The following is a 12,969-nucleotide window of genomic DNA, read 5'->3' as shown; positions in this document are numbered from 1 at the left end:
TGGCTTTGGGGTTCGTATGCGTGCTCGTGGCCGCATGGGAAGCGTCCGCCGTGTACGGCCGGTGGGCGCTTTCCGGGGGGCCCGGGCAGGGAGCGTGACGCGGCGGGCGCGGCACGCGGGTCTGGAACGCGGCGGCCCGGCCGCCGCGCCCGTCGGAAAGGGTGGCCGCAGGCCACCCGCTTGTCCGACTTAGATTTTTCCGACCAGGTCCAGCGAGGGCTTGATCGTCTGGGCGCCTTCCTGCCACTTGGCGGGGCAGACTTCGCCCGGGTGCGAGGCCACGAACTGGGCGGCCTTGAGCTTGCGCAGCGTTTCCTTGACGTCGCGGGCGATGGCGTTGTCGTGCACTTCCAGGGTCTTGATCACGCCTTGCGGGTCGATGATGAAGGTGCCGCGCAGCGCCAGGCCTTCCTCGTCGATGTGGATGTCGAAGGCGCGGGTCAGCTGGTGCGTCGGGTCGCCCACCAGCGGGAACTTCGCCTTGCCCACGGCCGGCGAGGTCTCATGCCACACCTTGTGCGAGAAGTGGGTGTCGGTCGTGACGATGTACACCTCGGCGCCGGCCTTCTGGAACTCGGCGTAGTTGTCGGCCGCGTCCTCGACTTCCGTCGGGCAATTGAAGGTGAAGGCCGCGGGCATGAAGATCAGAACCGACCACTTGCCCTTCAGATCCTCGTTGGTCACCGGCACGAACTTGCCGTTGTGGAAGGCGGTGGCCTTGAAGGGCTTCACTTCGGTGTTGATCAGGGACATGGCTTGTTTCCTGTGTGGGTTGTTGAAGAGAACGAGATGAATGCTATAGCCATCGACTTCTCAATTGTTAAATTTAATCAAATGAGGTCGATTGACTCTGCCTATTACCGCACCGGCAGCGCGGTGGCGGGAGAGGCGATGCCCAACCGCGGGCTGGACATCCTGACTACGTTAGCGCACGCGCCGCGCGCTTGCAGCCGGGGCAAGGCAGCGGCCTGACCTGGACCACTGTCCGGGTAAGCAGGCACTGCCTACGATGCCCCTCCTCACGCTTCCACAAGCACAGGAGACAAGGCATGCGACAGATCAAAGGCAGGCACCGGCTCGCCGCGGTGGTCCTGGCGCTGGCGGGTGGCACGGCCCTGGCGGGCACCACCAGCAGCTTCGATGTCGGTCCACAAAGCTACGCCGGCTCGCAGCTGCGCCGGGTGCAGGTGTACGTGCCCGATGGCCTTGCGGGCCCGGCGCCCATGGTCATGGCGCTGCACGGCTGCCAGCAGACCGAACAGAGCGTGCTGCAGGACTGGGGCCTGCGCGCGGCGGCCGACCGCTACGGCTTCGTGCTGGTGACGCCCTTCATCACCCGCTACGACGGGCTGCGCAACACCAACTGCTGGGGCTTCTGGCTGGACCAGCACCGCCATCAGGGCCGCGGCGAGGTGGAGGACCTGCGCCAGATCGGCCTGGCGGTGGAGCAGCGCTGGACCATCGATCCCCAGCGCCGCTTCATCACCGGGCTGTCCTCGGGCGGCGCGATGACGGTGGTGGCCTCGGTGGCGCACAACGAGTACTGGGCCGCCGCCGCCAGCGCCGCCGGCCTGGGCTACGGCGAGGACGCGGCCTCGGTCTCCTTCTCCGGCTGCCCCGGCTCGGCCACCTTCCACAGCGTGGACCGGCTGGTGAGCGACATGCGCGCCGAGCGCGACAGCCCCTACGCCATCCCGCTGATGGTGTTGCAGAACCGCGGCGACTGCACCGTGCTGGCCCAGGCCGGCGAGCGCCTGCGCGACGCGCAGCTGAAGCTCAACGGCGACGCAGCGCACGACACCCCGGCCGAGGCGCTGGCCGAGGAAAAGGCCTGCAGCCCCGTGTTCGGCAGCGATTACGGTTGCCGCCATGCGCGCTACACGGTGGACGGCCAGCCGGGCAGCCGCTCGCTGGTGGAAACCATCTTCTACAGCGGCCCCACCGTCACGCCCAGCACCGGCGACACCGACCACGGCCACTACTGGATCGGCGGCGAGCAGGGCCTGGACGGCAACTGGTCGCTGCGCCAAGGGCCGAGCTATCCGGACATCGTGTGGAGCTTCTTCGCCCGCCATGCGCGCGCCGACGGTGGAACGACGCCCCCGCCTCCGCCGCCCCCGCCGCCGCCGCCTTCCGAGGTGGACTGCAGCGGCACCGCGGCCTCGCCCATGGCGCACATCGCGGCGGTGCGGGCGGTGGCGGGCGGCTACTTCAACCTGCGCGCCCTGGCCACCGCGGATGCCCAGGACATCGGCTTCGCCTGGGACAGCTGGTCCAGCGTGCGGCTGTACCAGGTGCAGCCCGCGCGCTGGCAGACGGCGCGGCCGGCGGGCTGCGGCAGCTGAGCGCCGGGCGGCAAAAAAGCGCGGCCCGCCACCCCCGGCGGGCCGCGCACCCGCCCTTCAGCTCAAGGCTTGGCGGTGTGCCAGACCTGGTTGAAGCCGTCGCCGGTGCGGTCGCCGGGCTTGGTGTCCTTGGCCCAGTAGTACAGCGGCTTGCCCTTGTAGGCCCACTGCTTGGCGCCGTCGTCGCGCGTGATCACGCTCCAGTCGCCCTGGTCGCGGGCATCGGCGGCGGCCATCAGCGGCGGCCAGTTGGCGGCGCAGGGGCCGTTGCACGCGCTCTTGGCTCCGCCGGCCGGATCGCGGTCGAAGGTGTAGAGCGTCATGCCGCTGGGGCCCACCAGCGCGCCGTCGGCCGCCTTGGCCGGAGCGGCAGTGCCGCCGCCGCCCATCGAGCCGCAGGCCTGCAGCAGGGCGGCCAGCGCGAGCGCGGCCAGGGTCGTGGTCTTCATCCTCATCGGTCCTCTCCTGTGGTGAACGGGACAGGCCGTGTACGCGCGGCGCCGCCGCTTTATTCCGTGGTGCCGCCGGCCGCGGCCACGCGCACGCCGGCGGCCTCCGCCGGCCAGTCGCGCCCGATGAGCACGCGCACGCCCGCACGCTGGCCGGCGTCGGTCTGCAGCGGTGCCGACAGCGGCAGCGCGCGCGAGACCTGCCGCGCGGCGGCCTCCTGGCCCGGCCGGTACAGCACCACGGTGTAGGGCTGCCGGTAGGGCGGCTGGTTGCTCGTGTAGTGCACCTTGAAGCCCTGCTGCTGGAACTGCTGGCGCAGCGCCACCGCCGCGCCGCGGCGGCCCATGCCGTTGCTCAGCTCCAGCGTGAACGCGCCCGGCGGCGCGGACGGGGAGGGCGCCGCCGCCTCCTGCGGGCTCGTCGTGGTGACGGCAGGCGGCCGGGCCGCGCCTGCGCCGTCCAGGGCCGGGGCGGCCATAGGCGCCGCAGGCGCGAGGCCGGGCGTGGGCGCCGCTGTGGCCAGCGGCGCCAGCGTGGCGCCGTCGAGCACCCGCAGCGCTGCCGCGGGGGCCGGGGCTTCCTGTGTTGGTGCTGCGGCGGACGGGACCTCCACCGCAGCCGACTTCGTCGCCGCTGCCTCCCTGGCAGTCGCTGCGGCGTCCACCGTCCCGGAGCCGGGCACGGTGGACGCCGCAACGCGTCCCTGAGCGAGTTCGAGATTGGCCTGCGCCACGCCGTCGCGCGGGTTCAGCGCCAGCGCGGCGTGCAGTGCCTCTTGCGCTTCCTTGGACCGCCCGGCGAGCAGCAGCAGGTAGCCCAGGTTGCTGTGCAGGTCGGCGCGCTGCGGCGCGGCCTGCAGCGCCATGCGCAGCTGCGCCTCCGCGTCGGGCATCAGCCCCAGCCGCGCCAGCGCCACGGCCAGCGCGTTGCGCGCATCCACGTGGCCGGGGTCGAGCTTGAGCGCCTGGCGGTAGGCGTCGGCGGCGCGCAGCCAGTCGCGCGAGCCCAGCTCGATCTGGCGGCCCACCACGTAGTAGCCCTCGGCCGATCCCCCCAGCCCGTGCGTCACCGTCTGCACCGGCTCGATGCGCCAGGGCAGGCTTTCGGTGCGGGTGGCGCAGCCGCCCAGCGCCAGCAGCAGCGCCGCGCACCAGGTGGTAGGGGCCGCAAGAGGTTGCGTGTTCAACATGGGTTCAGTTTCCCGCGCTCAGTGCCGGCAGCAGTATGCGGTGGATGCTGATCGCCGCCGGCCCCAGCAGCACCAGCAGCAGCGCCGGGAAGATGCAGAAGATCAGCGGCAGCAGCAGCTTGAGCGTGATCTTGGCCGCCTCCTCCTCCGCGCGCTGGCGCCGCCGCGTGCGCAGCATGTCCGCGTGCACGCGCAGCGCCTGCGCGATGCTGGTGCCGAAGCGCTCGGCCTGGATGAGCATGGCCACGAAGCTGTCCACCTCTTCCACGCCGGTGCGCAGCGCCAGGTTGTGCAGCGCGTGCTCGCGCGGCGCGCCCGCGCGCAGCTCCAGCCCCACGAGCTGCAGCTCGGTGCTGAGCACGCGGCTGCGGTGCTGCACGTCCTCGGCCACGCGTCCCAGCGCCGCCTCCACGCCCAGCCCGGCTTCCACGCACACCGTGATGAGGTCCAGCGCGTCGGGGAAGCTCTCGAAGATCTCGCGCTGGCGCAGGGCCACCATCCGCGACAGCACCACGTTGGGCAGGTAGTAGCCCAGCGCCGCGGCCAGCAGCATCGCCAGCAGCAGTGATTGGCCCTGCAGCGGCTGCGGCGTCAACAGTTGCGCCAGGAACACCAGCAGCGGCAGCGCCAGCGCCAGCAGCGTCTTGGTGCCCAGGTAGGCCGTGAGCGCCTGCGAATGGCGCAGCCCCGCGTGCAGCAGCCGCCGGCGCAGCGCCGAGGACTGCGCGCCGGTGTCGGACTCGGCGAAGCGCGCCAGCGGCTGCGTGCCGCGCGCCAGCAGCTCGACCCAGGGCCGCCGCCGGGGCGCCGCCGCGTCCCCGCCCGTGTCGCCCGCCACCAGGCGCCGCGTGCGCTCCTTGGTGGCGCCGCGGGTGGTGAGCTGTCCCAGCAGCAGCACCAGGGCCACCGAGGCCACGAACACCAGACCCAGGATCCCCAGCTCCGCCGTACTCATGTCCACCCTCCCTCAGATCCGGATGCGGATGATCTTGCGCATCCACGCCACGCCCAGCGCCATGACGCCCAGCGCCACGCTCACCAACTGCACGCCGGCCGGGTCGGTCCACAGCACCTGCATGAACTTCGGGTTGAGCATGTTCAGCAGGAAGCCCATCACGAAGGGCAGCAGGCCCAGGATCCACGCCGACATCCGCCCCTCGGCCGAGAGCGTGCGCACCTGCCCCAGCAGCTTGAGCCGCGCGCGCACGATGGCCGCGATGTTGTCCAGCAGCTCCGCGAGGTTGCCGCCGGTCTCGCGCTGGATCAGCACGGCGATGATGAAGTAGCGCGCATCCTCCAGCGGCACGCGCTGCGCCAGCCGCGTCAGCGCCTCGGACAGCCCCATGCCGAAGTTGAGCTCCTCGCTGAGCTGGCGGAACTCGCGCGCGATCGGGTCCGAGGCCTCCTCGCCCACCATCCGCAGCGCCGTGGGCAGCGCGTGGCCCGCGCGCAGCGCGCGCCCCATGAGGTCCAGCGCCAGCGGCAGCTGCTGCTCCAGGCGGCGCAGGCGCTGCGCACGCCGCTGCGACAGCCACAGCCACGGCGCGGCCATGCCCAGCACGCCCGCGCCGCCCACCGCCGGCGCAGGCCCGCCCAGCAGCAGCGCCGCCAGCGTCCCCGCGCCGGCCAGCAGCCCGCTCAGCAGCAGCAGCTCGCCTGCGCTTTGCCCGGTGCCGGCGCTGCGCACGTAGCCCAGCAGCCGCTGGCCCACCGACAGCGGCGCCAGCAGCTCCGTCTCGATCCACTTCCAGCGCTGCTCGGCCTGGCGCCGCGCCTGCGCCTCGGGGTCCGATGCCGGCGTGCCTTCGAGGTAGCGCAGCCGCGCCGCCAGGCGCTTGGCCTCGCCGCTGTGGCGCGAGCTCCACAGCTGGTACAGGCCTTCCAGGCCCAGCACGACGGCCACGAACAGCAGCACGCCGAAGAGCAGGTAGCTCGCGTCCATGGCCGCCTCACTCCCAGCGCACGCCGGGCTCGAACAGCCCCTCGGGCAGCGCCAGCCCGCGCGCCTTGAGCTGCTCCATGAAGCGCGGGCGCACGCCGCAAGCCTGGAAGTGGCCCTTGACGCCGCCGTCCTCGCGCACGCCGGTCTGCTTGAAGGTGAAGATCTCCTGCATCGTGATCATCTCGCCTTCCATGCCGGTGACCTCGGCGATGCTGGTGAGCTTGCGCTGCCCGTCGCTGAGGCGGTTGGTCTGCACCACCACGCCGATGGCCGAGGCGATCTGCGCCCGCGCCACGCGCGTGGGCGCGTTGAAGCCCCCCATGGCCAGCATGTTCTCCAGCCGCGCCAGCGCGTCGCGCGGCGTGTTGGCGTGCACGGTGGTCATCGAGCCCTCGTGGCCCGTGTTCATCGCCTGCAGCATGTCCAGCGCCTCGGCGCCGCGCACCTCGCCCAGGATGATGCGGTCCGGGCGCATGCGCAGCGCGTTTCGCAGCAGCTCGCGCTGCGTGATCTCGCCGCGGCCCTCGATGTTGGGCGGGCGCGTCTCCAGCCGCACCACGTGCGTCTGGCGCAGCTGCAGCTCGGCTGCGTCCTCGATGGTGACGATGCGCTCGCCCTCGTCGATGTAGCCCGAGAGGATGTTGAGCAGCGTGGTCTTGCCGCTGCCCGTGCCGCCGGACACCAGCAGGTTGATCCGCGCGCGCGCCAGCGCTTGCAGCAGCTGCCCCATGCCCGGCGTGAGCGAGCGGTTCTCGACCAGCTCGTTCATGCCCAGCGGCACCACCGCGAAGCGCCGGATCGACACCTGCGCCCCGTCCAGCGCCAGCGGCGGGATGATGACGTTCACGCGCGAGCCGTCGGGCAGCCGCGCGTCGGCCATGGGGCAGGACTCGTCCACGCGCCGTCCCACGCGCGAGACGATCTTGTCCACGATCTTCATCAGGTGGTCGTCGTCGGCGAACACCACGTCGGTCAGGTTGAGCTTGCCGCGGCGCTCCACCCACACCTGGCGCGGGCCGTTGATCAGGATGTCGGAGACGGTGGCGTCGGCCAGCAGCGGCTCCAGCGGCCCCAGGCCCACCATCTCGTCCTGGATGTCGCGCACGAGCGTTCGGCGCTCGGCGGCGTTGAGCACCAGGTTCTCCTCCCCCAGCAGCCGCTCCACCAGCCCGCCCAGCTCCTGGCGCAGCCGCTCCGGGGCCATGCCTTCGAGCGCATGCAGGTCCAGCCGCTCCAGCAGCCGCTGGTGCACCCGCGACTTCATGCGCTGGTAGGCGTGCAGGTCGCGCTCGGCGGCCTCGGGCGCGGACGAGGCGGCGCCGCCATCGCCGCCGCCGGGCTGGGTCACGAGTTGCTGGCGCAGGTTCATGGCGTTCTCCTTCAGGCCCGGGCGAAGAGCTGCGAGAACCAGCCTTCGCGGCGCGGCGCGGCGGGTGACTGCGCCTGCTGGGCCTGGGGCGGCGCCAGCCGCGGTGCCAGCTCGTCGAGCGCGCGCGCCACGGGACTGTTGGCCGCCAGCGGCTGGCCCTGGTTCACCGCCGCGCTCACGCTGGCGTGGTGGTTGGGGATGGTGTGCACCGGGTCGCCGCCCAGCACCTGCGTCAGCGACTGCAGCGGCAGCTCGCTGTGCTTGTGGAAGCGGTTGACGATCCAGCACAGCTTGCTCTGCGGCACCTCCAGCGACTGCAGCGTGGCGCGCATGCGCCGCGCGTCGCGCAGCTGCGGCAGGTACAGCTGCAGCACCGGGAACACCTGCGTGGCCTGGTCCAGCGCGGGCAGGCTCAGCGCGTCGATGCGCGCGCCCAGGTCCAGCACCACCACGTCGAACATCTGCCGCGCCTGGCGCACGATGGCCTGCACGTGCTCGGCCTTGACCTCCAGCGCTTGTGCGATGTCCTCGGGCGCGGGCAGCACGTGCAGCGTCTCGGTGAGCGGCACCATGGCCGAGCGCAGCAGCTCCGCGTCCAGCCGCTGCACGTTGCGCGCCACCTCCGCCACGTCGCTGGCCGCGTTCTGGCTGCTCAGCAGCAGCAGCGCGTTGCCGCCGTGCAGGTCCAGGTCGATCAGCGCCACGCGCCGCGTGCCGCTGGCCGCGAGGCGGCTGGCCAGGTTGGCCGCCAGCACGCTGGTGCCGTTGCCGCCGCGGCAGCCGATGAAGGCCGCCACCTGGCCGTTGCGCTGCACCGGCGGGGCATGGCGGCGCGCCGCGCGCTGCACCGCCGCGCGCAGCGCCGCGGCATCGGCGCTGCCGGGCAGCACCTCGCGCACGCCGGCCTGCATGGCCTGCAGCAGGAAGCCGGGCGACTGGTCGGCCGAGAGCACCAGCGTCTCGACCTGCGGATGCTCGGCCGTGAAGCGGGCGATGGCCGGCAGCGCCGGCGCCTCCACGCCGTCCACCAGCACCATCGCGGCCCGGCTGCCCTGCAGCGACTGCGCCAGCGCCTGCGGCGGCGCGATGCCGCACTGCACTTCCAGGCTCGGGTCGGCCTCGGCCAGCAGCCGGGCAAGCTGCTCGGCGCGCTGGGCGTCGGGGGAGATGAGCTTGATTCTCATGGCGGGTCCTGAGGAAAGGGGGTCAAGAGCACGCCGGCTGGTTGGCGCTGTTGAAGACCTCGCGCGGCAGCGTGACGCTGGCCGGGATCTCGATGCTCCCCAGCGCCGTGGGCAGCGGCACCAGCAGCTCGTGGCGGAAGCCCTGCAGCTCCACGTGCACCAGGCGGCAGTTGGTGTCGTTGCACGCGCCCACGCCGCCGGGGTTGATGTAGTCGAGCACGATCTGGTCGTTGGTCAGCGCGGGCAGCCGCTCGCGCATGCGCGTCTTGATGTCGGCGTCGTCGCGGGTGCACACGGCCGCCAGCCGCGCGCCCAGCCGCGTGGCCTCGGCGGCGGCGTTCCAGGTCCACAGCAGCCGTCCCACCTCCATGGCGCCGATGAGCGCCATGAGCAGCACGGACACGGTCAGGGCGAAATCCACCGCCATCGCGCCGCGCTGGCGCCGTGCCGGGAGGCGCCTCATGGCCGGGCCCTCATCGTCACGCGGATGTCGCTGAAGCCCAGCGTGGCGGGCAGCAGCACGCTGAACACCGAGGTGTAGGCGTAGCCGCTGATGCGCACCGACACCAGGTCCACCGTGCCGACGCCGGCGGTGGGCTGGCCGGCATGGGTGGCCGCGCAGGACGCCACCTTGGGCGCGCAGATCTCGACGTCGTCCGGGTCCAGGTCCGCCACCAGCTTCGAGCCGCTGCCCTCGGTGTTGCCGTACAGCACCAGGTTGCGCGCCTCGTTGCGCCGGTTCGCGTCGGACGCATCGACCAGCGCCAGGTAGCGTGCCGCGCCGCGGGCGGCCTGCGCCAGGGTGTTGAAGGTGTAGAAGGCCCGCCCCAGGTCGGCCGTGGCGGCCAGCAGCAGCATCAGCGGCATGAGCACCAGCGCCAGCTCCACGAGGGCCAGGCCCTGCTGGCCACGGCGCGGTGCCGGGCGGCGCGGAGCGGCGGGACGGGGATTCACGGCGCGGCTCCTCATTGCACCAAGCTGGCCACGTCTGCGCACAGGCCGGGGCCCGGCGCGCAGTTGTTGCCCGAGATGTCGCGCGTGGCGGCGGCCACCGCGCCCACCGCGGCGTCGGCAATGCCCAGCACGGGCATGAACCACAGTGTCAGCGCTGACGGCGCCACCGTGCAGCGCGCCACCAGGTCCGTGGCCTGTGCCGCGCCGAGCTGCCTCCAGACGGCGGCGCTGGTGGCCGTGGCGGCGAACTCGATCGTCACGCTCTGCTGTGGCACGGCCGTGCGCTGGAAATCACTGAAGTTGCGCGTGGCCGCGAGCATGCCGGCGTCGTGGGCGAGCACGAAGTTCGCCCCGCCGGACGCCAGCTCCTGCGCCGCCGCCAGCGCGCACGCGTCAGCCGCGTTCTGCAGCTCGGTCTTGTTGACGTAGAGCCGCGCGCCGTCCAGCGCCAGCCCGGCGAAGCCCATGAGCAGCACCAGCGACAGCGCGAACATGACCACCACCACGCCCTGCTGCGCGTGGCGGCGCGGCGGTGTGCGGCGGCAGCGGCGGCGCATGCGCGTGCTCCAGCTTCAGCGCGGGTTGATGCGGTTGCGCCCTTCCGACTTGGGCCCGCGCTCCACGTAGTCGTAGTAGTCGGCGTAGTCGCGCATGTTGGCCGCGGCGGCCTTGCCGTCCAGGCCCTCGGGCCGCGGCGAATGGCCGGCGGCCGCCGGGTCCACCAGCTGCTGCGCCCGGGCTTGGCGCACGCTGTCGCCGAAGCGGGCCTCCCACTGCGGGGTGGTGGCGGCGCAGCCGCCCAGCGCCAGCAGCGCCGCGGCCATGGACAGGGACATCGTCTTCATGGCGTTCTCCTCCTACTTGACCTGGAAGCCGCCGGCGCCCGCGGGGGCCGGCGTGGGCGCGGGTGCCTCGGCCGCTTCGGCTGCCTCGGCGGACGGTGGCGTGCCTTCCATGCGCCCCATCAGGTGCAGCTGCGCGCGGCTGGGCGGCGCGACGTTGTCGGTGGGCAGCGCAAAGCCCGCGGGCAGCGGCTTGACCAGGCGCGGCGTGATCACGAACAGCAGCTCCGACTTGTCGTTCTGGAACGAGGTGCTGCGAAACAGCGCCCCGATCACCGGCAGCTCTCCCAGCACGGGGAAGGCGCGCAGGTTGGTGGTGAAGTTGTTCTTGATCAGCCCGCCGATGGCGAAGCTCTGGCCGTCGGCCAGCTGCACCGTGGTCTTGGCCCGGCGCGAGGTGAAGGCCGGCAGCACCGCCAGCCCGCTGGTGCCCGGCACCGTGAGCCCCACGCCCTCGCGGTTGAGCTCCGAGACCTCGGTGGCCACCTCCAGGTTGACGCGCCCGCCGCCCAGCACCGTGGGCAGGAAGTTCACCGAGACGCCGAACTCCTTCTCCTCCAGCGTGATGGTGCGGCCGTTGCTGCCGTTGTCCACCGCCACCGGGATGAAGATCTTGCCGCCGGCCAGGAAGTTGCCCTTCTGGCCGCTGATGGCCATCACGGTGGGTTCGGCCAGGATCTTGACCAGCCCGTCGGTCTTCTGCGCGTTGATGCTGAGGTTGGTGACGTTGCGCGCCGGCACGGTGCCGTAGCCGGTCGTGTAGTTGGGAACGACCTGGCCGTTGACCGTGGACAGGCCCTGCGTCACGTTGCCGGCAACGCCGATGGCCGCGGGAATGCTGCCGCCGATGACCGTGCCCACCGAGCTCAACGGCGTGCCCGCGCCGCCGGTGCCCGAGAGCTGGCCCATCGCGCCGTTGCTGCCGCCGAAGATGCCCGAGAGGAAGCGGATCATCGAGCCATCGGCGCTGGCGTAGGCACGCGAGAAGTCGATGCCGAACTGGTCCATCAGCGACTTGGACACCTCCGCCACCTTGACCTCCAGCATCACCTGCTGCGGCGCGCCCACGGCGAGCATGTTGACGATGCGCGGGTTGATGCCCGCCACGTTGGAGCCGCTGCTGCCGCCGCCGCCCACGGCCGCGCCGCGCACGTAGGCGTTGGTGATCTCCAGCACGTGCGCCAGCGCGGCGCTGTCGCTGACGGTGCCGGCCAGCACGATGGAGTCGTAGGCCACGCTCACGCGCACCTCCTTCTCCTGCGGCATCAGTTGCGCCAGCAACGCCTGCAGCGCGCCCGTGTCCATGCTCACGATCACGTCCACCGCCGTGCAGCGCCCCGACTGCTCCAGCAGCACCACGTTGGTCGTGCCCAGCGCCTTGCCCAGCACGTACACCTCGGTGGGGCCCAGCAGCAGCACGTCGATGTCGGCCACGCCCGGGCGCAGCTGCGGCTCCTCGCCCACCGCGGCCGCGCCCGGGGCCGCCGCCGACGCGGGCGCAGCCGGCCGCGGCGCCACGGCGCGCGAGCCCTCGGCGTTGCCCAGCAGGATGCGCCGGATCGGGCTGGCGGGCCGGATCACGGTGGACTTGCCCGCGCTCACGTGCACGGGCGGCGCGATCTCCACGCGCGTGCACTGCGCCGCCGCAGGGGGTGCAGCGGCCGGCGCGGCGTGTGCCGCGGGGGCGTCCGCCGCCAGCGCAGCCGCCAGGGCCGCCGCCAGCACGGTACTGCGGCCCGGGCCGGGCAGGCGTGCAAGGCGGGGCATGCGCATGGGGCGGTCCTGCATGTACATCAGAAGCACTCCGTGGTGCGGCTGGTGCCGCGGATGACTTCCACGCACTGGCGGGCCGGGGCGGGAGCCTGGGCCTGGACCGGCGCGGGGGCCGGCGCACGCGGGCGCGCGGCGGGGACAGGTAGCGGGCGCGCCGCGGGGGCCGGCGCCGGGGCGGCGGTGGAGACGGCCTGCAGCAGCGAGTCCTTGGTGGCGCCGCCGGTGCCGCTGGGCTGCGGATCGACCTGGTTGCGCAGCACCAGCGACAAGGTGCCCACGCTGCGCGCCAGGTCCAGCTTCTCGGCCTCCTCGGGCGTGACCTCCAGCGTCACGGCGTTGACGACCTTGGGCTTGGTGTCGTCGCGGTTGGCCTCCTGCGCCACCGCCAGCACCAGGATGCGCTCCAGCACGATCTTGCTGATGGCCTTGTCCTGCGCGTCGCGGCCCTCGCTGCCGGGGTTGCTCGTGTTGACCATGATGTCCACGTAGTTGCCCGGCAGCGCGAAGCCGGCCACGCCGATGACGTCGTTGACGCGCACGGTCATGGCGCGCTTGCCCTCGACCACCACCGCCGAGAGCCCGCCCTTGGTGCCCGCGGGCGCGAGCTTGGCCTCCAGCACCGGCTCGCCGCGCGTGAGCGCCGTGCGCGCCACGCGTCCCTGCACCTTGGCCGGGTCGTCGAAGGCGCCCGGGGGCTCGTTGCCGCGCGGCCAGTCCACCATCTTCACCGCCTCGGGGCCGATCTTGGCGCCGATCTCCACGTCCACAGCCGCCACGGCGATGCGCCCCGTGCTGCCGGACTGCGCGTTGAGCCAGCGCGCGGCAAACACCGCCGCCATCAACCCGGCCAGCAGCGCCACCGCCAGCATCGTGAGTCCTCGCCTGTTGCCGCCCATGTCATGCCTCCTGTGTGCGGTCGTG

The 12,969-nt window shown here is 72.6% G+C and carries 15 protein-coding genes; 2 read left to right on the top strand and 13 right to left on the bottom strand.

What is annotated here, in order from left to right; translation table 11 throughout:
* Window positions 1-189 precede the first annotated feature (189 nt).
* Window positions 190-753: an alkyl hydroperoxide reductase subunit C gene (gene ahpC / locus H537_RS0110225; protein ID WP_028997838.1), complete on the bottom strand. Its 564-nt coding sequence runs from the start codon at window positions 751-753 to the stop codon at window positions 190-192.
* A gap of 36 nt (window positions 754-789) precedes the next feature.
* On the opposite strand from ahpC, the gene H537_RS52540 reads away from it, so the two are divergent.
* Together H537_RS52540 and H537_RS42205 are read left to right on the top strand one after the other, a co-directional pair.
* Window positions 790-972, top strand: coding sequence for a hypothetical protein (locus tag H537_RS52540; RefSeq protein ID WP_156901592.1), 183 nt, complete (start codon window positions 790-792; stop codon window positions 970-972).
* A 77-nt stretch (window positions 973-1,049) separates the two neighbouring features.
* A complete protein-coding gene (locus tag H537_RS42205; protein ID WP_043458512.1) occupies window positions 1,050-2,345 on the top strand; it encodes an extracellular catalytic domain type 1 short-chain-length polyhydroxyalkanoate depolymerase in 1,296 nt (431 codons plus the stop codon).
* A gap of 62 nt (window positions 2,346-2,407) precedes the next feature.
* Here H537_RS42205 and H537_RS0110215 read toward each other — a convergent pair whose 3' ends face one another.
* Genes H537_RS0110215 through cpaB form a run of 12 tightly spaced genes read right to left on the bottom strand, consistent with a single transcriptional unit; the run spans window position 2,408 to window position 12,944 of the window.
* Window positions 2,408-2,794, bottom strand: a complete 387-nt coding sequence (locus H537_RS0110215) for a COG4315 family predicted lipoprotein (protein WP_028997837.1) — start codon at window positions 2,792-2,794, stop codon at window positions 2,408-2,410.
* A 59-nt stretch (window positions 2,795-2,853) separates the two neighbouring features.
* Window positions 2,854-3,984 carry a LytR C-terminal domain-containing protein gene (locus H537_RS0110210; protein ID WP_028997836.1) on the bottom strand — a complete coding sequence of 377 codons (1,131 nt, stop codon included), beginning with the start codon at window positions 3,982-3,984 and terminating at the stop codon, window positions 2,854-2,856.
* 4 nt (window positions 3,985-3,988) lie between these two features.
* Entirely contained in the window at window positions 3,989-4,939 is a 951-nt protein-coding gene (locus H537_RS0110205) for a type II secretion system F family protein (protein ID WP_028997835.1), read from the bottom strand.
* A 12-nt stretch (window positions 4,940-4,951) separates the two neighbouring features.
* Window positions 4,952-5,926: a type II secretion system F family protein gene (locus H537_RS0110200; RefSeq protein WP_028997834.1), complete on the bottom strand. Its 975-nt coding sequence runs from the start codon at window positions 5,924-5,926 to the stop codon at window positions 4,952-4,954.
* A 7-nt stretch (window positions 5,927-5,933) separates the two neighbouring features.
* On the bottom strand, window positions 5,934-7,295 hold the full coding sequence (locus H537_RS0110195; RefSeq protein WP_028997833.1) for a TadA family conjugal transfer-associated ATPase: 1,362 nt from the start codon (window positions 7,293-7,295) through the stop codon (window positions 5,934-5,936).
* A gap of 11 nt (window positions 7,296-7,306) precedes the next feature.
* Window positions 7,307-8,479 (bottom strand): CpaE/TadZ family protein, encoded by a 1,173-nt coding sequence (locus H537_RS42200; protein WP_051242331.1) that lies wholly within the window; start codon window positions 8,477-8,479, stop codon window positions 7,307-7,309.
* A 22-nt stretch (window positions 8,480-8,501) separates the two neighbouring features.
* Window positions 8,502-8,942, bottom strand: coding sequence for a TadE/TadG family type IV pilus assembly protein (locus tag H537_RS0110185; RefSeq protein ID WP_028997832.1), 441 nt, complete (start codon window positions 8,940-8,942; stop codon window positions 8,502-8,504).
* Window positions 8,939-9,433, bottom strand: coding sequence for a TadE/TadG family type IV pilus assembly protein (locus H537_RS0110180; RefSeq protein ID WP_028997831.1), 495 nt, complete (start codon window positions 9,431-9,433; stop codon window positions 8,939-8,941). Before H537_RS0110180 ends, H537_RS0110185 begins: the two co-directional genes overlap by 4 nt.
* An 11-nt stretch (window positions 9,434-9,444) precedes the next feature.
* Window positions 9,445-9,990 (bottom strand): pilus assembly protein TadG-related protein, encoded by a 546-nt coding sequence (locus tag H537_RS0110175; protein WP_028997830.1) that lies wholly within the window; start codon window positions 9,988-9,990, stop codon window positions 9,445-9,447.
* A 15-nt stretch (window positions 9,991-10,005) separates the two neighbouring features.
* Window positions 10,006-10,278: a hypothetical protein gene (locus H537_RS42195; RefSeq protein ID WP_051242327.1), complete on the bottom strand. Its 273-nt coding sequence runs from the start codon at window positions 10,276-10,278 to the stop codon at window positions 10,006-10,008.
* A 12-nt stretch (window positions 10,279-10,290) separates the two neighbouring features.
* Window positions 10,291-12,048 carry a type II and III secretion system protein family protein gene (locus H537_RS0110165; protein WP_238446646.1) on the bottom strand — a complete coding sequence of 586 codons (1,758 nt, stop codon included), beginning with the start codon at window positions 12,046-12,048 and terminating at the stop codon, window positions 10,291-10,293.
* Between the two features lie 20 nt (window positions 12,049-12,068).
* A complete protein-coding gene (gene cpaB / locus H537_RS0110160) occupies window positions 12,069-12,944 on the bottom strand; it encodes a Flp pilus assembly protein CpaB (RefSeq protein WP_211234987.1) in 876 nt (291 codons plus the stop codon).
* Window positions 12,945-12,969 lie beyond the last annotated feature (25 nt).

Origin of the sequence: Azohydromonas australica DSM 1124, from assembly GCF_000430725.1 — a bacterium.
GTDB lineage: Bacteria > Pseudomonadota > Gammaproteobacteria > Burkholderiales > Burkholderiaceae_C > Azohydromonas > Azohydromonas australica.
The sequence above is the reverse complement of the archived record's forward strand: the minus strand, read 5'-3'. Positions and strand labels throughout refer to the sequence as shown.

What these genes read in the sequence shown, in the direction of transcription:
- H537_RS0110195 (WP_028997833.1), bottom strand. Translation starts at nt 7,295, where the DNA reads ATGAACCTGCGCCAGCAACTCGTGACCCAGCCCGGCGGCGGCGATGGC.
- H537_RS0110215 (WP_028997837.1), bottom strand. Translation starts at nt 2,794, where the DNA reads ATGAAGACCACGACCCTGGCCGCGCTCGCGCTGGCCGCCCTGCTGCAG.
- H537_RS0110165 (WP_238446646.1), bottom strand. Translation starts at nt 12,048, where the DNA reads ATGCGCATGCCCCGCCTTGCACGCCTGCCCGGCCCGGGCCGCAGTACC.
- H537_RS0110200 (WP_028997834.1), bottom strand. Translation starts at nt 5,926, where the DNA reads ATGGACGCGAGCTACCTGCTCTTCGGCGTGCTGCTGTTCGTGGCCGTC.
- H537_RS42205 (WP_043458512.1), top strand. Translation starts at nt 1,050, where the DNA reads ATGCGACAGATCAAAGGCAGGCACCGGCTCGCCGCGGTGGTCCTGGCG.
- H537_RS52540 (WP_156901592.1), top strand. Translation starts at nt 790, where the DNA reads ATGAATGCTATAGCCATCGACTTCTCAATTGTTAAATTTAATCAAATG.
- ahpC (WP_028997838.1), bottom strand. Translation starts at nt 753, where the DNA reads ATGTCCCTGATCAACACCGAAGTGAAGCCCTTCAAGGCCACCGCCTTC.
- H537_RS42195 (WP_051242327.1), bottom strand. Translation starts at nt 10,278, where the DNA reads ATGAAGACGATGTCCCTGTCCATGGCCGCGGCGCTGCTGGCGCTGGGC.
- H537_RS0110205 (WP_028997835.1), bottom strand. Translation starts at nt 4,939, where the DNA reads ATGAGTACGGCGGAGCTGGGGATCCTGGGTCTGGTGTTCGTGGCCTCG.
- cpaB (WP_211234987.1), bottom strand. Translation starts at nt 12,944, where the DNA reads ATGGGCGGCAACAGGCGAGGACTCACGATGCTGGCGGTGGCGCTGCTG.
- H537_RS0110210 (WP_028997836.1), bottom strand. Translation starts at nt 3,984, where the DNA reads ATGTTGAACACGCAACCTCTTGCGGCCCCTACCACCTGGTGCGCGGCG.
- H537_RS0110185 (WP_028997832.1), bottom strand. Translation starts at nt 8,942, where the DNA reads ATGAGGCGCCTCCCGGCACGGCGCCAGCGCGGCGCGATGGCGGTGGAT.
- H537_RS0110175 (WP_028997830.1), bottom strand. Translation starts at nt 9,990, where the DNA reads ATGCGCCGCCGCTGCCGCCGCACACCGCCGCGCCGCCACGCGCAGCAG.
- H537_RS42200 (WP_051242331.1), bottom strand. Translation starts at nt 8,479, where the DNA reads ATGAGAATCAAGCTCATCTCCCCCGACGCCCAGCGCGCCGAGCAGCTT.